This is a genomic window from Microbacterium sp. 70-16 (assembly GCF_001898315.1).
Taxonomy (GTDB): Bacteria; Actinomycetota; Actinomycetes; order Actinomycetales; family Microbacteriaceae; genus Microbacterium.
In genome coordinates this window covers 34475-50086 of sequence record NZ_MKTQ01000014.1, presented here as the reverse complement: position 1 = coordinate 50086, position 15612 = coordinate 34475, and the positions used below count along the sequence as shown (strand labels likewise).

The following is a 15612-nucleotide window of genomic DNA, read 5'->3' as shown; positions in this document are numbered from 1 at the left end:
GGCCCGCAACGGGGCCTCCCCGCGGGCTACGCTGGAGCAGTGAGTACGCAGAGGGTTTTCGTGGCACGCCTGGTCGGCTGCTCCGTCTTCGACCCCGCGGGCGACCGGCTCGGCAAAGTCCGGGACGTCGTCGTCATCTACCGAAAAGACGATCCGCCCCGCGTCGTGGGGCTCGTCGTCGAGATCCCCGGCCGCCGGCACGTCTTCATGTCGATCGGACGCGTCACCTCGATCGCCGCGGGCCAGGTCATCACGACCGGACTCATCAACGTGCGCCGCTTCCAGCAGCGCGGCGGCGAGGTGCGCGTCATGACCGAGCTCCTCGGCCGCAAGGTGTTCTTCACCGACGGCTCGGGCGAGGCCGTCATCGAGGATGTCGCGATCGAACGCGACCGACTCGGCGAATGGGACATCGGCCAACTGTTCCTGCGCAAGCCCAAGACCAGCGCCTCCCCGTTCGCGAAGGGCCCGACGACGTTCGCCGACTGGCAGGACGTGCGCGAGGACCTCGCGCCCGGCGGAGCCCAGTCCGCCGAGCAGCTGGTGGCTACCTACTCCGAGCTCAAGCCCGCCGACCTCGCCAATACACTGCTCGACCTGCCCGACGAGCGGCTGCTCGAAGTCGCCGAAGAGCTCAGCGACGACCGCCTCGCGGATGCCCTCGAAGAGATGCCCGAAGACGACCAGGTGCACATCCTCGAGGCCCTCGGTGACGAGCGCGCCGCCGACATCCTCGATCAGATGGAGCCCGACGACGCCGCCGACGTGCTCGCCCAGCTGCCCGAGGACCAGCGCGAAGAGCTGCTCGAGCTCATGGAGCCCGAGGAGGCCGAAGACGTCCGCGCACTGCTGAAGTACGGCCCCGACACGGCCGGTGGTCTCATGACGAGCGAACCGATCGTGCTGTCGGCGGATGCCACGGTCGCCGAGGCGCTCGCACTGATCCGCCGCCACGAGCTGCATCCTGCCCTCGCTGCCGCCGTGTTCGTGACACTGCCGCCGTACGAGACGCCGACGGGCCGGCTGCTGGGGACGGTGCACTTCCAGCGCATGCTGCGGTATCCCCCGCACGAGCGCCTGGGCTCGATCATCGACGACACGGTCGACCCGGTGCCGGCGACCGCTTCAGCCGCCGAAGTCGCGCGCATGCTCGCCAGCTACAACCTCGTGTCGCTCCCCGTTGTCGACCAGGCCCACCGCCTCGTCGGCGCGGTCAGCATCGACGACGTGCTCGACTACCTGCTGCCCGAGGACTGGCGCTCGCACGACGGTGATCAGGTTCAGCCGGCACAGGGGGTCGCCCGATGATGGCGCGCACGCCCAAAGTCACCCTCGAGGCTCCGCGCGGGCGCTCGGGCGTCCTGACGCGCACGCCGCGCCCCTCCCGCGACCGGTTCGGACGCTTCACCGAGTGGATCGCCCGCGCGATGGGCACGCCCGCGTTCCTGCTCATGCTGACGCTGTTCTGCCTGATCTGGATGACCTACACGGTGCTCGCCGAGGCGAACGGCTGGTGGCGGTTCGACTCCGCCGCGCTGGGTTTCACCGCCCTCACCCTCATCCTGTCGCTGCAGGCGTCGTATGCCGCTCCCCTGATCCTGCTCGCGCAGAACCGGCAGGATGACCGCGACCGGGTGCAGATCGAGCAGGATCGGCAGCGCGCCGAGCGCAACCTCGCCGACACCGAGTATCTGGCCCGTGAGGTCGTCGCGCTGCGCATGGCGCTGACCGATGTCTCCGAGCAGGTCGTCACCCGCGATGTGCTGCGCCAAGAGCTCAAGGCGCTGCTCGAACAGCTCGACGCGCGCGAGCAGCCGGCCACAAAGACCACCGAGGCGCCGTGAGCGCCGCGGGCACCGCCGACGACGTCCGTCGCGCCGTCGGGGCGGTCACCGACCCCGAGATCCGCCGGCCTCTGGCCGAGCTCGATATGGTGCGCGACGTGCGTGTGGACGGCTCGACGGCGCACGTCGCGATCGCGCTGACGATCGTCGGATGCCCCGCGGCGGCCCGCATCGAGCGTGACGTGCGGGATGCCGCGGCGTCCGTCCCCGGCGTCACCACGGTCGAGCTCACCGTCGGCGTCATGACGCCCGCCGAGCGCGCCGCGCTCACCGAGCGGTTGCGTGGCGGCCGCACCCGCGTCATGCCGTTCGGCCCCGACTCGCTCACCCGCGTGATCGCCGTCACGAGTGGCAAGGGCGGTGTCGGCAAGTCGACGCTCACGGCCAACCTCGCCGTCGCGCTCGCGGAGCGGAGCCTCGCGGTCGGCCTCATCGACGCCGACGTGCACGGGTTCTCGATCCCCGCGCTCCTCGGCCTCGTCGAGCCCGACGGACTGCCGCCGCAGCCGACACGCATCGACGACCTCATGCTGCCGCCCGTCGCCTACGGCGTGAAGACGATCTCGATCGGCATGTTCCTGCCGCGCGACCAGCCGGCATCCGCCGTCGCGTGGCGCGGGCCGATGCTGCACCGCACGGTGCAGCAGTTCCTCACCGACGTCTTCTTCGGCGACCTCGACATCCTGCTGCTGGACATGCCGCCCGGCACGGGCGACGTCGCGATCTCGGTCGGGCAACTGCTCCCCCACGCTGACGTGCTCGTCGTCACGACGCCGCAGACCGCGGCATCCGACGTCGCCGTCCGCAGCGGTCTCGTCGCAGGACAGACCGGTCAGCGCGTGATCGGCGTCGTCGAGAACATGGCCGCCATGACACTGCCCGACGGCACGACGCTCGACCTATTCGGCTCGGGCGGCGGTGCGGCCGTCGCCGCCGCGCTGTCGACGGATGCCACCGAGGTTCCCCTTCTCGGCTCGGTGCCACTCAGTGTCGCGCTGCGCCGCGGCGGCGACGAGGGCGTGCCGGTCGTCATCGGCGACCCGGCGGATGCCGCGGCGCAAGCCATCGCGCACGTCGCGGACGCGCTGGCGCGCACCCCCCGCGGTCTCGCGGGTCGCTCGCTGCCGTTCAGCCCGCGCTGACCGCGGCTGCCTCAGGTGGCTTCCTCGTCGAACGGCACGTCCGCCGAGGGAGTGAAGACGGCGGCGGACGCCTGCGCTGCAGGCGCCGCGGCCTGCGACACGACCGCACCGGCGGCGGCCGCCTGCACGACAGGTACGGGCGCGTCGTCGAGCAGTGCGTCGCGGATGATCCGGCGCGGGTCGTACTGACGCGGGTCGAGCTTGCGCCACTCGATGTCGTCGAAGTCGTCGCCCATCTCTTCCTTGACGCGCGTGCGCGCGCCGGAGAGCCACTCGCGGGCGCGGACGGTGAGCTTCGACAGCCCCGCCGCGTATTTCGGCAGACGCTCCGGGCCGATCAGCAGCGCGGCGACGACGAGGAGCAGGAGAAACTTCTCCATGTCGTAGCCGAAGAACATGCCTCAAGGTTACCCGTGCGCCTGCCGTGTCAGAGCGCACCGGCACCGTACGCTGGGCGGAAAGGAGTGCTCATGGCCGAATCAGACGCGATCCGTCGCTACGCCCTCGAGGCCACCGTCGAACCCGAGACGATCGAGCGGGCGCGCGCACGCGCCGTCGAACTCGGCGCCGACCCCATCAGCCCCGCCGTCGGCGCACAGATCGCGGTCGTGACCGCCGCCACGTCGGCGCTCAACATCGTCGAGATTGGCACGGGCGCCGGAGTCTCGGGACTGTGGCTGATGCACGGTTCGCCGCGCGCCACCCTGACCACGATCGACAACGAACCCGAGCACCTCGCCGCGGCGCGCACGGCGTTCGCGGATGCCAAGATCGCGCCCGCCCGTGCACGCTTCATCACCGGACGCGCCGCCGACGTGCTCCCGCGCATGAACGAGGCCTCGTACGACATCGTCCTCGTCGACGCCGACCCCGAAGGCGTCATCGAGTACGTCGAGCACGGGCTGCGCCTCGTCCGCGCCGGGGGCACGGTACTCGTGCCGCGGGTGCTCGCCGGTGGCGCCGTCGCCGACCCGGTGCGCCGTGACCCGCTCACCAGCGCGTATCGCTCGCTCATCCAAGAGACGCAGAACTCCCCCGCCGTCCTCGGTGCCCTCTCGATCGTCGGCGAGGGCCTGCTGCAGCTGACGACCGTGGCCGCCGACGCGCGCTGAGCGCACGACCGCAGATACTGCGAACGGCCGGTCCGAAGACCGGCCGTTCGCACGCGACAGAAGGGAGGTCAGGCGGCGCCGACGACCTCGCCGAGCACGCCGTGGAGTTCCTTGGCCTCGTCGTCGTTCACCGAAACGACCAGGCGTCCACCGCCCTCGAGGGGAACACGCACGATGATCAGGCGCCCCTCCTTCACGGCCTCCATAGGTCCGTCTCCGGTTCGCGGCTTCATGGCTGCCATTGCGGGCTCCTTTTCCTCTGCGGACAACACTCCAAGTTTACCGGTTCCCGCAGACACGGGTGCCCACCTGCGACACGCCCCGCCGTGGGGCGTCGCGCGGCGTCGCGCGGCGTCATGCGGGCGTCACGGAATCTGGGCGAACGTCTTGCCCTGCACGAGCATCTCGTAGATCCACCACCACTGACCGACGAGCCCGAGCACGAGCATCGACACGCGCCAGGCCGTGCTCTTGGGCACGGCCACCGCCCCGTACAGCGGCGCGAGCGGCAACAGCAGACGGAAGATGCTCGACTGTGGGAAGAACACCAGCAGCAGATAGGTGAGGTAGCTCGCCGACCACAGTCGCAGTTCGGTGTCGAGGCGGCGCACGTGCGGTTCGAGCAGCAGCACGGCGGCGACGCCGACGACGAGCACGCCGAGTGTGACATAGCCGAGAACTTCGGGCAGTCCCCAGATGCGGAACCAGATGGCGGATGCCTCGATGAAGCCCGACAGCGGCACGAACGTGCCGTCGCCGCCGGTCCAGCCCCGCCGCCACGACAACTCGGTCTCGAGATACGCCGACGGGTCGCCGGTCACGATTCCGGCGATCACCTGCCATGAGAACCCGACGACGGCGGCGAGCAACCCCAGCATCACGATGTGCACGACCTGCGTCGCCGGCAGCGGGTCGTCGCGACGCCGCAGCCACCGCCGGATGCCGTAGAGCCCGAGCAGCAGTGCGAACGCGAGCACCCCCGGCCGCGTGTATCCCATGAGCGGGATGAGCGCGTGCAGCCACCCGAATCGGCGGCGGACGAGCGCCAGCAGGGCAAGCATCAGCCACAGCAGGAACAGGCTCTCGGCATACGCCATCTGGAACAGCACCGCTAGTGGCCCCGCGGCGAACAGCGCGACCGCCCACATCGCGGCGGTGCGGCCGAGCGAGTCGCGCAGCAGATGGAAGAAGACGAGGCACGCCAGGTAGCCCGCGACGAGCGAGATGAAGACCGCCGCGACCGGGTACTGACCGCCGAACACGACCGCGAACACGCGCATCAGCGCCGGGTACAGCGGCAGGAACGCCCACGCGTTCTGGGTGACATTGCCGTCGCCGTCAAGCGGCAGTGTGCTCGGGTAGCCGGAGTCCGCCACCAACCAGTACCACTGCCCGTCCCACCGCATCGACAGCGACTGCAGCGACTCTCCTCCGCCGGACTCGCGGTTCGCGATCTCGACCCCGATGATCAGGAAGGTCGTCGTGATCAGCCGGGCGATGACGTAGACGATCCCGACCGCGAGGGCGGGGTGCAGGCGGGTTCGTCGTGCCGCCGCGAGCAGAGTATCGCTGGTCACGGGGCGGTCAGCCACGCGCGCAGTCCGCGCTCGACGTCCTCGATCTGCGCGAACGACACGCGCTCGTGGTCGTGGTGGGCAAGACTCGGGTCGCCGGGCCCGTAGTTGACGGCCGGCACGCCCATGGCCGAGAAGCGTGCGACGTCGGTCCAGCCGTACTTCGGTCGCGGCTCGGCTCCGACCGCGGCCAGGAACTCTTGCGCGAGCGGGGCATCCAACCCCGGCCGCGCGCCGGCGGCGCGGTCGACGATCTCGACCTCGAAGCCCTCGAGCACGCTACGCACGTGTGCTTCGGCCTTCTCGAGCGTGCGGCTCGGTGCGAAGCGGTAGTTGACCTCGACTTCGCACAGGTCGGGGATGACGTTTCCGGCGACACCGCCCGAGACGCGGACGGCGTTGAGGCCTTCGCGGTAGACGAGGCCCTCGACCTCGATCTCGCGCGGCCGGTACTCGGCCAGGCGGGCGAGGATCGGCGCGGCCGCGTGGATCGCGTTCTCGCCCATCCAGGCGCGCGCGCTGTGCGAGCGCACGCCGTGGGTGCGGACGATCGCCCGCAGGTTGCCGTTGCAGCCGCCTTCGACCTGCCCGTTCGAGGGCTCGCCGAGGATCGCGAAGTCGCCCGCGAACAGATCGGGGCGCGTGCGCGCGAGCCGCGTCAGGCCGTTGAGGTCGGCATCCACTTCTTCATGGTCGTACCACATCCAGGTGATGTCGACGCGGGGTGCGACAAGCTCGGCGGCGAGCTTCAACTGCACCGCGGTGCCGCCCTTCATGTCGACCGCGCCGCGGCCCCACAGGTACGGCTCGCCGTCCTGCTCGATGACGCGCGTGGGCAGATTCGCGTTGATCGGGACGGTGTCGATGTGGCCGGCAATGACGACCCGCTGCGCGCGCCCGAGGTTCGTGCGGGCGACAATCGTGTCACCGTCGCGGTACACCTCGAGGTGGTCGAGCGGGTCGATCTCGGCGAAGATCGCGTCGGCGAGGGTCTGCTCGTCGCCCGAGACGCTCGGGATGTCGCAGATCGCGCGTGTGAGGTCGACAGATCCGGCAGAGAGATCCAGGCGAGGCATGCCCTCGAGTCTATCCAGCGGCGCCGTGCCCAGCGCCGTGTCCGCCGCCCGGCCCCGATACGCTGGAGGGCATGACCGACTCGACTTTCCGCGAACAGCGCTGGGTGTGGGGCGCCGGCCTCGCCACGATCGCCGGTGACGGCACGGTGCTCGACACCTGGTTCCCCGCGCCGGCACTCGGCACGGCGCCCGACGAGGTCGACACGACGGAGCTCGCGGCGTCCGCGGGCAGCGACGAGCGCCGCGACGTGAGCGTCGAGGTCGTCGTCGTGCAGATCGACCTGGATGCCCCACCGCAGGCCACGAGCGATGCGTACCTGCGTCTGCACGCGCTGTCGCACCTGCTGGTCGCGCCGAACGAGCTCAACCTCACGGGGATCTTCGGTCATCTGCCCAACGTCGCGTGGACGAACGCCGGTCCGGTGCACCCGGACGCCTTCGCGCGGCTGCGCCCGCAACTGCAGCGCGCCGGCATCCAACTGCAGGGGCTCGACAAGTTCCCCCGCCTCACCGACTACGTCGTGCCGGCGGGTGTGCGCATCGCGGATGCCTCGCGCGTGCGCCTCGGCGCGCACCTCGCGCCGGGCACGACCGTCATGCACGAGGGTTTCGTCAACTTCAACGCGGGCACGGTCGGGGCATCCATGATCGAGGGCCGCATCTCGCAGGGTGTCGTCGTCGGCGACGGCTCGGACATCGGCGGCGGCGCGTCGATCATGGGCACGCTCTCGGGCGGCGGCACGCACCGCGTGTCGATCGGCGCGCGCACCCTGCTCGGGGCGAACGCCGGCATCGGCATCTCGCTCGGCGACGACTGCATCGTCGAGGCGGGCCTGTACGTCACGGCCGGGTCGAAGATCGTGCTCGCGAACGAGGCGCCGCTGCACGACGGCACGCGCCCGATCGTCAAGGGCGCGCAGCTGTCAGGTCAGAACGGCATCCTGTTCCGCCGCAACTCGCTCTCGGGCGCGATCGAGGCCGTGCGCCGCGAGGGCACCGGTGTGACGCTCAACGAGGCGCTGCACGCCTGAGCGTGAGTACGCTCAGCACATGAGTGAGCGGCTGAAGAAGAAGGTCTACGAACGCGAACTGAAGGCGTTGCAGGCGCAGCTCGTCGACATGCAGGCGTGGGTGCAGGCATCCGGCGCGCGCATCATCGTGATCTTCGAGGGGCGCGATGCCGCGGGCAAGGGCTCGACAATCAGCCGCGTCTCGCAGTATCTCAACCCGCGCATCACGCGGGTGGTCGCCCTGCCCACGCCGACCGAGCGCGAGAAGACGCAGTGGTACTTCCAGCGGTATGTCGCGCATCTGCCTGCTGCGGGCGAGATCGTCCTGATGGACCGATCCTGGTACAACCGTGCCGGTGTCGAGCACGTCATGGGCTACTGCACGAATGCGGAGTACCACCGGTTCCTGCACCAGACGCCGATCTTCGAGCGGATGCTCGTCGAAGACGGCATCCTCCTGTTGAAGTACTGGTTCAGCGTGTCGGACGTCGAGCAGGAGAAGCGCTTCCGCTCACGCAACGAAGACCCGATGCGACGGTGGAAGCTCTCCCCCAATGACGTGCTGTCGATCACGAAGTGGGAAGACTACTCGCGTGCCAAAGACACAATGTTCGTGCACACCGACATCCCCGAGGCGCGGTGGTTCGAGGTCGACAACGAGGAGAAGAAGCGGGGGCGGCTCAACATGATCCACCATCTGCTGTCGCAGATCCCCTACCAAGCCGTCGAGCGCGACCCGATCGCGATCCCGCCGCGCCCGGCGTCTCGTGGATATGAGCGCCCACCACGCGAGCTGCAGAACTACGTGCCCGACTACGTCGCGACCGTTCGCCCGGATGACGCCGCGGCGGAGTGATCCGGGTCAGGATGCCCGGCACGCTCAGGTACGTCAGCCTGTGGGTCAGGCGCCCGGGTAGTCGCGCTTCGCGGAGCCGGTGTACAGCTGCTGCGGGCGGCCGATCTTGGTCTGCGGGTCGTTCTGCATCTCGGTCCAGTGCGCGAGCCAGCCGGGCAGGCGTCCGATCGCGAACAGCGGCGTGAACATGCGCGTCGGGAAGCCCATCGCCTTGTAGATGACGCCCGTGTAGAAGTCGACGTTCGGGTACAGGCGACGCTGCTTGAAGTAGTCGTCGCTGAGGGCGACCTCTTCGAGCTCCTTCGCGAGATCAAGCAGCGGGTCGTGCACGCCGAGCTCGGCGAGGACCTCGTCGGCCGACTCCTTGACGAGGCGAGCACGCGGGTCGAAGTTCTTGTAGACGCGGTGCCCGAAGCCCATCAGCTTCACGCCGTCTTCCTTGTTCTTGACCCGCTCGACGAAGCGCTGCACGCTCTCGCCAGAGTCACGGATGCGCGCCAGCATGTCGAGCACCGCTTCGTTCGCGCCGCCGTGCAACGGCCCGTACAGGGCGTTGATGCCGGCCGAGATCGACGAGAACTGGTTCGCCCCCGTCGAACCCACCAGGCGCACCGTCGAGGTCGACGCGTTCTGCTCGTGGTCCTCGTGCAGGATCAGCAGACGCTCGAGCGCCCGCGAAGTGACGGGGTTGACCTCGTAGATCTCGGCGAGGTTGCCGAAGTTGAGCTTGAGGAAGTTGTCGACGAAGCTCAGCGTGTTGTCGGGGTACAGGAACGCCTGACCGATCGACTTCTTGTGCGCGTATGCCGCGATAACGGGCAGCTTCGCCAGCAGACGGATCGTGTTGAGCTCAACGTGCTCGGGATTGTTGGGGTCGGACTGCCCCTCGTAGTACGTCGACAGTGCGGCTGTCGCGGCCGACAGCACCGACATCGGGTGCGCCGTGTGCGGCAGCGACGAGAAGAAGCGCTTCAGGTCTTCGTGCAGCAGCGTGTGGTGGCGGATCTCGTCGTCCCACTTCGCCAGCTGGTCGGCCGTCGGCAGCTCGCCGTACAGCAGCAGCCACGCGACCTCGAGGTAGGTGCTGTTCTTCGCCAGCTGCTCGATCGGGTAGCCGCGGTAGCGCAGGATGCCCGCATCGCCGTCGATGTAGGTGATCGCCGACTTGGTGGCCGCCGTGTTGACGAACCCGTAGTCGAGCGACGTGTGCCCCGTCTGCTTCGTGAAGCTCGAGAAGTCGACGCTGGGAGATCCCTCGGTGCCGGTCAGAATCGGAAGTTGTGCGGTCTTGTCGCCGACCGTGACAGTCGCGGTCTGGGGGTTTCCCGTGTCGCTCACGAAGCCTCCTTGCGGTCGTTTCGGGGGTCGTTTACAGCCTAGTGCGCCTCACGGCCTACTCAGATCCATGCCAAAGGAACGCGCGATCAGTGAGAGGAACCCTACGAACGAAGCCGCTCCGCCGCCGCGGCGATGCGCTCATCCGACGCCGTGAGCGAGAACCGGACGTGCTGCGGAAAGTGCTCGCCGTAGAAGTGGCCGGGGCCTGCCAGGATGCCCCGCTCCGCGAGGCGCCCCATCGTGGTCCAGGCATCCTCCCCCTCGGTCGCCCAGAGGTAGAGCCCGCCCTCGGAGTGGTCGATGCGGAACCCCGCAGCCTCCACAGCGGGCCGCAGCACGGCGCGTCGCGCGCGGTAGCGCTCGCGCTGCGCGGCGACGTGCGCGTCGTCGCCGAGCGCCGCCGTCATGGCGGCCTGCACAGGAGCGGACAGCATGAGCCCGAGGTGCTTGCGTGCTGTCAGCAACCGCGCGAGCAGATCGGCATCGCCGGCGATGAACGCCGCGCGATAACCGGCGAGGTTCGATTGCTTGCTGAGCGAATAGACCGACAGGATGCCCCGGCGATCGCCGTCTGTCACCCGCGGATCGAGCACGCTCGGCACGCTGCTGGCGCCGGCGGCATCCACCGCATCGCCGTCCCAGCCGAGCTCGGCGTAGCACTCGTCAGAGGCGATGACCGCACCCAGTTCGCGGGCCCGCGCGACGGCGGCGCGCAGTTCGGCGACACCGAGCACGCGCCCGTCAGGGTTGCCCGGCGAGTTGATCCAGATGAGCTTCGTGCCCTCGGGCCACTGCGCGGGGTCGTCGGATGCCACCGGCGTCGCGCCGACGAGGTTCGCGCCGACGGCGTAGGTCGGGTAGGCGGCACGCGGATGCACGACGATGTCGCCCGCCGTGACGTCGAGCAGCAGCGGCAGCAGCGCGACGAGCTCTTTCGAGCCGACGGTCGGCAGCACTTCAGCGGCCGTCACTCCGGGAACCCCGCGCCGCCGCGCATACCAGGCGCCGATCGCCGCGCGCAGGTCTGTCGTACCAATCGTCTGCGGGTAGGCGTGCGCGTCGGTTGCGGCGCGCAGCGCGTCGGCGACGATGTCGGGCGTGGGATCGACCGGAGACCCGATCGAGAGGTCCACGAGACCGCCGGGATGCTCAGCGGCGCGCTTCGCGTAGGGTGCGACGGCGTCCCACGGGTAGTCGTCGAGGTCGCGGACGGCCATCCGAGGTCAGTGTCCCTGCGGCGGCAGCGCGGCGATGATGGGGTGATCCTTCGGAATCACGCCGGTCTTGGCGGCACCGCCGGGCGAGCCGATGTCGTCGAAGAACTCGACGTTGGCGGTGTAGTAGTCCTGCCACTCGTCGGGCAGGTCATCTTCGTAATAGATGGCCTCAACGGGGCACACCGGCTCGCAGGCACCGCAGTCGACGCACTCGTCAGGGTGGATGTACAGCGAGCGCTCACCCTCGTAGATGCAGTCGACGGGGCACTCGTCGATGCAGGCACGATCCTTCACATCGACGCACGGGAGGGCGATCACGTATGTCACCCCCCGAGTCTATCCCGGGGTGGCTACAGCGGACGGTGCTCCGCGCCGCCGGTGGCGGTGTCGCCGGCGGCGGTGGTGTCGCCGGTGGCGGTGCTGTCGCCGGTGACATCCGACGTGCGCGGCGCCGCGAACGCGGGCCAGGCCACGATGAGCGCCGTCACGATGGGCACGGCGATCGTCCAGATGATGCCCGTGGACACCTCGTTCTCTGCCGGCGCCGGCACGACGACCGAACCGCCCGGACCCTTGCCCGAGAACACCAGTGACGCGATCATGATGCCCAGCCCCGTCGCGAGCGCAGCCCACCGGTCGGCGATCAGCACGCGTACGGCGAGCATGAGCGCGCCGACGCCGATGACGGCGATGATCAGGCCGAGCGGGATCGGGCCCCACATCGCGGCCTGACCGATCGTGCCGGCGACGCCGTACACGATTCCGATCACCGCCGCGATCGCCCACGTGCCAACCCGCGTCCAGGAGAAACCCACGCGCCAATTCTAGGCGCCGGGTCTCTGCGTACCCTGCGAACGGGTGTGGCTGCGTCGCGCTGCTCAGGTGGCGACGCCCCACAGGCGCAGCAGCGCCGCGACGACGGCGGCGGCGATCACGACGACGAGGAACGGCGCACGCAGCACGAGCAGTCCCGCCGCGACGAGCACGGCCGGCACCCGGGCATCCACGACGATCTGCTGTCCGACGCCGAGCGTCTGCACCGCCACGAGCGCCGCCAGCAGCGCGACGGTCAGCAGATCGATGATGCGCGAAGGCGCGGGCGCGTCGAACCACCGCGGCGGGATCAGGTAGCCCACCGCCTTCAGCGCGAGGCAGACGACCGATGCCAGCGCGATCGCCGTCCACATCGTCACGGCAGACCACCCAACTCGGGAACGTCGTCGGGCTCCCCTGACCCGCGCGTTTGTGACCCCCGAGCCTGTCGAGGGGCCAGCCAGTTGGCCCACCCCACCACGACCGCGACGAGCGCGGCGATGAGCACCGGGATCCCCGCCATCAGCGCCGGCGTCAGCGCCGCCGCGACGACCGCCGCAGCGACGCCCACGGCGATCGCCTGCCGCTGCCGCAGTCTCGGCCACAGCAGCGCGAGAAAGGCGGCCGCCGCCGCGGCATCCAGTCCGTACGCGCGTGGATCGCCCAGCACGTCGCCGACGAGCGCACCGAGCAGGGTGGTCACGTTCCAGCCGAGGTAGATCCCGATGCCGGTGACCCAGAAGCCGAGACTGCGTGCCCGCGGCTCGGTGTGCGCGAGCGCGACTGCGGTGGACTCGTCGATCGTGAAGTGCGGCGCGACGAGCCGGCGCAGCCGCGTCGTTCCGATGACGGGGGCCATGCGCAGACCGTACGCGACGTTGCGCACGCCCAGCAGTCCTGCCGAGGCGATCGCGGCGGGGGCCGCGGCGAGTCCCCCTGCGCCGATGACGCCGATGAAGGCGAACTGCGATCCGCCTGTGAACATGACGAGGCTCAGCACGCAGGTCTGCCAGATGTCCAGGCCGGATGCCACCGCGAGCGCCCCGAACGAGATGCCGTACGCGCTCGTCGCGAGCGCGACCCCGAGTCCGTCACGCAGCGCACGTCGAGTCGCGGCATCCATCGTCACCCGCCAGAGCCTAGCGCCGGCGAGATAGCCTTGCGGGCATGGACAGGATGGAACGCGTCTACAACATGACCTTCGCCTCGGTGTACCCGCTGTACATCTCCAAGGTCGAGCGCAACGGCCGCACGAAGGAGGACGTCGACGAGGTCACGCGCTGGTTGACGGGCTTCTCGCAGAGCGAGATCGACGCGCACGTGGCATCCGGCACGAGGTTCCGCGACTTCTTCGCGGATGCCTCACTCAACCCGAACGCGAGCCTCATCACGGGCGTGGTCTGCGGCGTCAAGGTGCAGGAGATCACCGACCCGCTGATGCAGCAGATCCGCTACCTCGACAAGCTCGTCGACGAGGTCGCCAAGGGCAAGGCGATGGAGAAGATCCTCCGCGCCTGACCCTCGCCTGCTCGGTGGGCCCGGTGCGCTCTCCCGCGAAGTTGGCGCAACACGCGGGAACTCCCGAGAGATACCCGCGCGACGCGCCAACTTCAGCGCGCGCGGCGCAGCGCCACTCAAGGAAGTTGGCGCAACACGCGGCAACGCGCGTCCCATACCCGCGTCACGCGCCAACTTCAGCGCGCGCGGCGCGGGCGCGCGACCTCAGGCGTCCTGGCGCTTCGCGCGCGCGGCGGCGCGGCCGCGCTCGGTGGCATCCAGCACGACCTTGCGGATGCGCACCTTCTCGGGCGTGACCTCGACGCATTCGTCGTCGCGGGCGAACTCGAGCGACTCCTCGAGCGTCAGGGTGCGCGGCGGGGTCATCGACTCGAAGGAGTCCGACGTCGACGAACGCATGTTCGTGAGCTTCTTCTCCTTCGTGATGTTGACGTCCATGTCGTCGGCGCGCGAGTTCTCGCCGATGACCATGCCCTCGTAGACCTCTTCGGTGGGCTGCACGAAGAAGCTCATGCGCTCTTGCAGCGCGATCATCGCGAACGGCGTCACGACACCCGAGCGGTCGGCGACGATCGAGCCGTTCTGGCGCGTCGTGATCTGGCCGGCCCAGTCGTCGTAGCCGTGCGAGATCGCGTTGGCGATGCCCGTGCCGCGCGTCATCGTGAGGAACTCGCTGCGGAACCCGATGAGGCCGCGCGAGGGCACGACGAACTCCATGCGCACCCAGCCGGTGCCGTGGTTGACCATCGAGTCCATGCGACCCTTGCGCGCCGCCATGAGTTGCGTGATGGCGCCGAGGTGCTCTTCGGGCGCGTCGATCGTCAGGTGCTCGAACGGCTCCTTGAGCTTGCCGTCCTCGCCGCGACGCGTCACGACCTGCGGCTTGCCGACCGTGAGCTCGAAGCCCTCGCGGCGCATGTTCTCGACGAGGATCGCGAGAGCGAGCTCGCCGCGGCCCTGCACCTCCCAGGCGTCCGGGCGGCCGATCTCGACGACCTTGAGCGACACGTTGCCGATGAGCTCGCGGTCGAGGCGGTCCTTCACCATGCGGGCGGTGAGCTTGTGGCCCTTGACCTTGCCCATGAGGGGCGACGTGTTGGTGCCGATCGTCATCGAGATGGCGGGGTCGTCGACCGTGATGGCGGGCAGCGGGCGCACGTCGTCGGGGTCGGCGATTGTCTCACCGATCGTGATCTCCTCGATGCCGGCGATCGCGACGATGTCGCCGGGGCCGGCCGACTCGGCCGGGAAGCGCTCGAGCGCCTTCGTCTTCAGCAGCTCGGTGATGCGGGCGTTCGTGTGCGAGCCGTCATGACGGACCCACGCGACGGTCTGGCCCTTCTTCAGCGTGCCGTTGAAGACGCGCAGCAGGGCGAGGCGACCCAGGAACGGCGACGAGTCGAGGTTCGTGACCCACGCCTGCAGCGGCGCCTCGTCGTCGTACGCGGGTGCGGGAACGTGCTCGAGAATCGCCTCGAACAGCGGCTCGAGATCGGCGTTGTCGGGCAGCTCACCGTTCTCGGGACGATTGCGGGATGCCGCGCCGGCGCGACCCGACGCGTACACGACCGGAACGTCCAGCAGCGCGTCGACGTCGAGGTCGGGCACGTCGTCGACCAGGTCGCCGGCAAGACCCAGCAGCAGATCGTGCGCCTCTTCCTCGACCTCGGCGATGCGGGCGTCGGGACGGTCGGTCTTGTTGACGAGCAGGATGACCGGCAGCTTCGCCTCGAGCGCCTTGCGCAGCACGAAGCGGGTCTGCGGAAGGGGGCCCTCCGAGGCATCCACGAGCAGCACGACGCCGTCGACCATCGACAGACCGCGCTCGACCTCGCCACCGAAGTCGGCGTGGCCGGGGGTGTCGATGACGTTGATCGTCACGGGCACCTCGGTGTGGATGCCGTTGTAGGTGATCGCCGTGTTCTTGGCGAGGATCGTGATGCCCTTCTCACGCTCGAGGTCGTTCGAGTCCATCGCGCGCTCTTCGACGTGGGCGTGTTCGCCGAACGATCCGGTCTGGCGGAGCATGGCGTCGACGAGGGTCGTCTTGCCGTGGTCGACGTGCGCGACGATAGCGACGTTGCGGAGATCCGGACGGAGGGCGTGCGCCAT

At 69.5% G+C, this 15612-nt stretch carries 18 protein-coding genes; 7 read left to right on the top strand and 11 right to left on the bottom strand.

What is annotated here, in order from left to right; translation table 11 throughout:
- Positions 1 to 39: 39 nt before the first annotated feature.
- Genes BGO46_RS05160 through BGO46_RS05150 form a run of 3 tightly spaced genes read left to right on the top strand, consistent with a single transcriptional unit; the run spans position 40 to position 2986 of the window.
- The gene (locus BGO46_RS05160) at positions 40 to 1308 is read left to right on the top strand and encodes a CBS domain-containing protein (RefSeq protein ID WP_292677283.1); all 1269 of its coding nucleotides are present in this window, start codon (positions 40 to 42) and stop codon (positions 1306 to 1308) included.
- On the top strand, positions 1308 to 1844 hold the full coding sequence (locus tag BGO46_RS05155) for a DUF1003 domain-containing protein (protein WP_292677569.1): 537 nt from the start codon (positions 1308 to 1310) through the stop codon (positions 1842 to 1844). Before BGO46_RS05160 ends, BGO46_RS05155 begins: the two co-directional genes overlap by 1 nt.
- Positions 1841 to 2986 (top strand): P-loop NTPase, encoded by a 1146-nt coding sequence (locus BGO46_RS05150; RefSeq protein ID WP_292677281.1) that lies wholly within the window; start codon positions 1841 to 1843, stop codon positions 2984 to 2986. The genes BGO46_RS05155 and BGO46_RS05150 overlap by 4 nt, the downstream gene beginning before the upstream one ends.
- An 11-nt stretch (positions 2987 to 2997) precedes the next feature.
- Here BGO46_RS05150 and BGO46_RS05145 read toward each other — a convergent pair whose 3' ends face one another.
- Positions 2998 to 3384 (bottom strand): Sec-independent protein translocase TatB, encoded by a 387-nt coding sequence (locus BGO46_RS05145; RefSeq protein WP_292677279.1) that lies wholly within the window; start codon positions 3382 to 3384, stop codon positions 2998 to 3000.
- Between the two features lie 72 nt (positions 3385 to 3456).
- Here BGO46_RS05145 and BGO46_RS05140 point away from each other — a divergent pair, with 72 nt between their 5' ends.
- Positions 3457 to 4098 carry a class I SAM-dependent methyltransferase gene (locus BGO46_RS05140; protein ID WP_292677277.1) on the top strand — a complete coding sequence of 214 codons (642 nt, stop codon included), beginning with the start codon at positions 3457 to 3459 and terminating at the stop codon, positions 4096 to 4098.
- Between the two features lie 68 nt (positions 4099 to 4166).
- Here BGO46_RS05140 and BGO46_RS05135 read toward each other — a convergent pair whose 3' ends face one another.
- The 3 genes from BGO46_RS05135 to dapE all read right to left on the bottom strand — a co-directional run bounded on the left by BGO46_RS05135 (position 4167) and on the right by dapE (position 6748).
- Positions 4167 to 4340 carry a DUF3117 domain-containing protein gene (locus BGO46_RS05135; protein ID WP_141379163.1) on the bottom strand — a complete coding sequence of 58 codons (174 nt, stop codon included), beginning with the start codon at positions 4338 to 4340 and terminating at the stop codon, positions 4167 to 4169.
- Positions 4341 to 4463: 123 nt separating this feature from the next.
- Positions 4464 to 5690 carry a hypothetical protein gene (locus BGO46_RS05130; RefSeq protein WP_292677275.1) on the bottom strand — a complete coding sequence of 409 codons (1227 nt, stop codon included), beginning with the start codon at positions 5688 to 5690 and terminating at the stop codon, positions 4464 to 4466.
- On the bottom strand, positions 5672 to 6748 hold the full coding sequence (gene dapE, locus BGO46_RS05125; RefSeq protein ID WP_292677273.1) for a succinyl-diaminopimelate desuccinylase: 1077 nt from the start codon (positions 6746 to 6748) through the stop codon (positions 5672 to 5674). Before dapE ends, BGO46_RS05130 begins: the two co-directional genes overlap by 19 nt.
- Before the next feature lie 71 nt (positions 6749 to 6819).
- Here dapE and dapD point away from each other — a divergent pair, with 71 nt between their 5' ends.
- Together dapD and ppk2 are read left to right on the top strand one after the other, a co-directional pair.
- Positions 6820 to 7779: a 2,3,4,5-tetrahydropyridine-2,6-dicarboxylate N-succinyltransferase gene (gene dapD / locus BGO46_RS05120; RefSeq protein WP_292677271.1), complete on the top strand. Its 960-nt coding sequence runs from the start codon at positions 6820 to 6822 to the stop codon at positions 7777 to 7779.
- Positions 7780 to 7798: 19 nt separating this feature from the next.
- On the top strand, positions 7799 to 8614 hold the full coding sequence (gene ppk2, locus BGO46_RS05115) for a polyphosphate kinase 2 (protein ID WP_292677269.1): 816 nt from the start codon (positions 7799 to 7801) through the stop codon (positions 8612 to 8614).
- Positions 8615 to 8659: 45 nt separating this feature from the next.
- Here the strand turns inward: ppk2 and BGO46_RS05110 are convergent, their stop codons facing one another.
- From BGO46_RS05110 to BGO46_RS05085, 6 genes are all read right to left on the bottom strand, one after another.
- Complete coding sequence (locus tag BGO46_RS05110) at positions 8660 to 9952, bottom strand: citrate synthase (protein ID WP_292677267.1); 1293 nt, start codon at positions 9950 to 9952, stop codon at positions 8660 to 8662.
- Between the two features lie 101 nt (positions 9953 to 10053).
- Positions 10054 to 11169 carry a succinyldiaminopimelate transaminase gene (gene dapC, locus BGO46_RS05105; RefSeq protein ID WP_292677265.1) on the bottom strand — a complete coding sequence of 372 codons (1116 nt, stop codon included), beginning with the start codon at positions 11167 to 11169 and terminating at the stop codon, positions 10054 to 10056.
- A gap of 6 nt (positions 11170 to 11175) precedes the next feature.
- Entirely contained in the window at positions 11176 to 11496 is a 321-nt protein-coding gene (gene fdxA, locus BGO46_RS05100) for a ferredoxin (protein WP_292677263.1), read from the bottom strand.
- Between the two features lie 23 nt (positions 11497 to 11519).
- Positions 11520 to 11984 carry a histidinol dehydrogenase gene (locus BGO46_RS05095; protein WP_292677261.1) on the bottom strand — a complete coding sequence of 155 codons (465 nt, stop codon included), beginning with the start codon at positions 11982 to 11984 and terminating at the stop codon, positions 11520 to 11522.
- 63 nt (positions 11985 to 12047) lie between these two features.
- Positions 12048 to 12362 carry an AzlD domain-containing protein gene (locus tag BGO46_RS05090; protein WP_292677259.1) on the bottom strand — a complete coding sequence of 105 codons (315 nt, stop codon included), beginning with the start codon at positions 12360 to 12362 and terminating at the stop codon, positions 12048 to 12050.
- A complete protein-coding gene (locus BGO46_RS05085; protein ID WP_292677567.1) occupies positions 12359 to 13105 on the bottom strand; it encodes an AzlC family ABC transporter permease in 747 nt (248 codons plus the stop codon). Before BGO46_RS05085 ends, BGO46_RS05090 begins: the two co-directional genes overlap by 4 nt.
- 53 nt (positions 13106 to 13158) lie before the next feature.
- Between BGO46_RS05085 and BGO46_RS05080 the strand changes: the two genes are divergently transcribed.
- A complete protein-coding gene (locus BGO46_RS05080) occupies positions 13159 to 13500 on the top strand; it encodes a DUF2200 domain-containing protein (protein WP_292677565.1) in 342 nt (113 codons plus the stop codon).
- Between the two features lie 204 nt (positions 13501 to 13704).
- Here the strand turns inward: BGO46_RS05080 and typA are convergent, their stop codons facing one another.
- Entirely contained in the window at positions 13705 to 15612 is a 1908-nt protein-coding gene (typA, locus tag BGO46_RS05075; protein WP_292897048.1) for a translational GTPase TypA, read from the bottom strand.

Coding starts and splice junctions, on each gene's coding strand:
- BGO46_RS05155 (WP_292677569.1), top strand. CDS start 1,308: ATGGCGCGCACGCCCAAAGTCACCCTCGAGGCTCCGCGCGGGCGCTCG.
- BGO46_RS05145 (WP_292677279.1), bottom strand. CDS start 3,384: ATGTTCTTCGGCTACGACATGGAGAAGTTTCTCCTGCTCCTCGTCGTC.
- BGO46_RS05140 (WP_292677277.1), top strand. CDS start 3,457: ATGGCCGAATCAGACGCGATCCGTCGCTACGCCCTCGAGGCCACCGTC.
- BGO46_RS05135 (WP_141379163.1), bottom strand. CDS start 4,340: ATGGCAGCCATGAAGCCGCGAACCGGAGACGGACCTATGGAGGCCGTG.
- dapE (WP_292677273.1), bottom strand. CDS start 6,748: ATGCCTCGCCTGGATCTCTCTGCCGGATCTGTCGACCTCACACGCGCG.
- dapD (WP_292677271.1), top strand. CDS start 6,820: ATGACCGACTCGACTTTCCGCGAACAGCGCTGGGTGTGGGGCGCCGGC.
- ppk2 (WP_292677269.1), top strand. CDS start 7,799: ATGAGTGAGCGGCTGAAGAAGAAGGTCTACGAACGCGAACTGAAGGCG.
- dapC (WP_292677265.1), bottom strand. CDS start 11,169: ATGGCCGTCCGCGACCTCGACGACTACCCGTGGGACGCCGTCGCACCC.
- BGO46_RS05085 (WP_292677567.1), bottom strand. CDS start 13,105: ATGGATGCCGCGACTCGACGTGCGCTGCGTGACGGACTCGGGGTCGCG.
- BGO46_RS05080 (WP_292677565.1), top strand. CDS start 13,159: ATGGAACGCGTCTACAACATGACCTTCGCCTCGGTGTACCCGCTGTAC.
- typA (WP_292897048.1), bottom strand. CDS start 15,612: ATGGCGCACGCCCTCCGTCCGGATCTCCGCAACGTCGCTATCGTCGCG.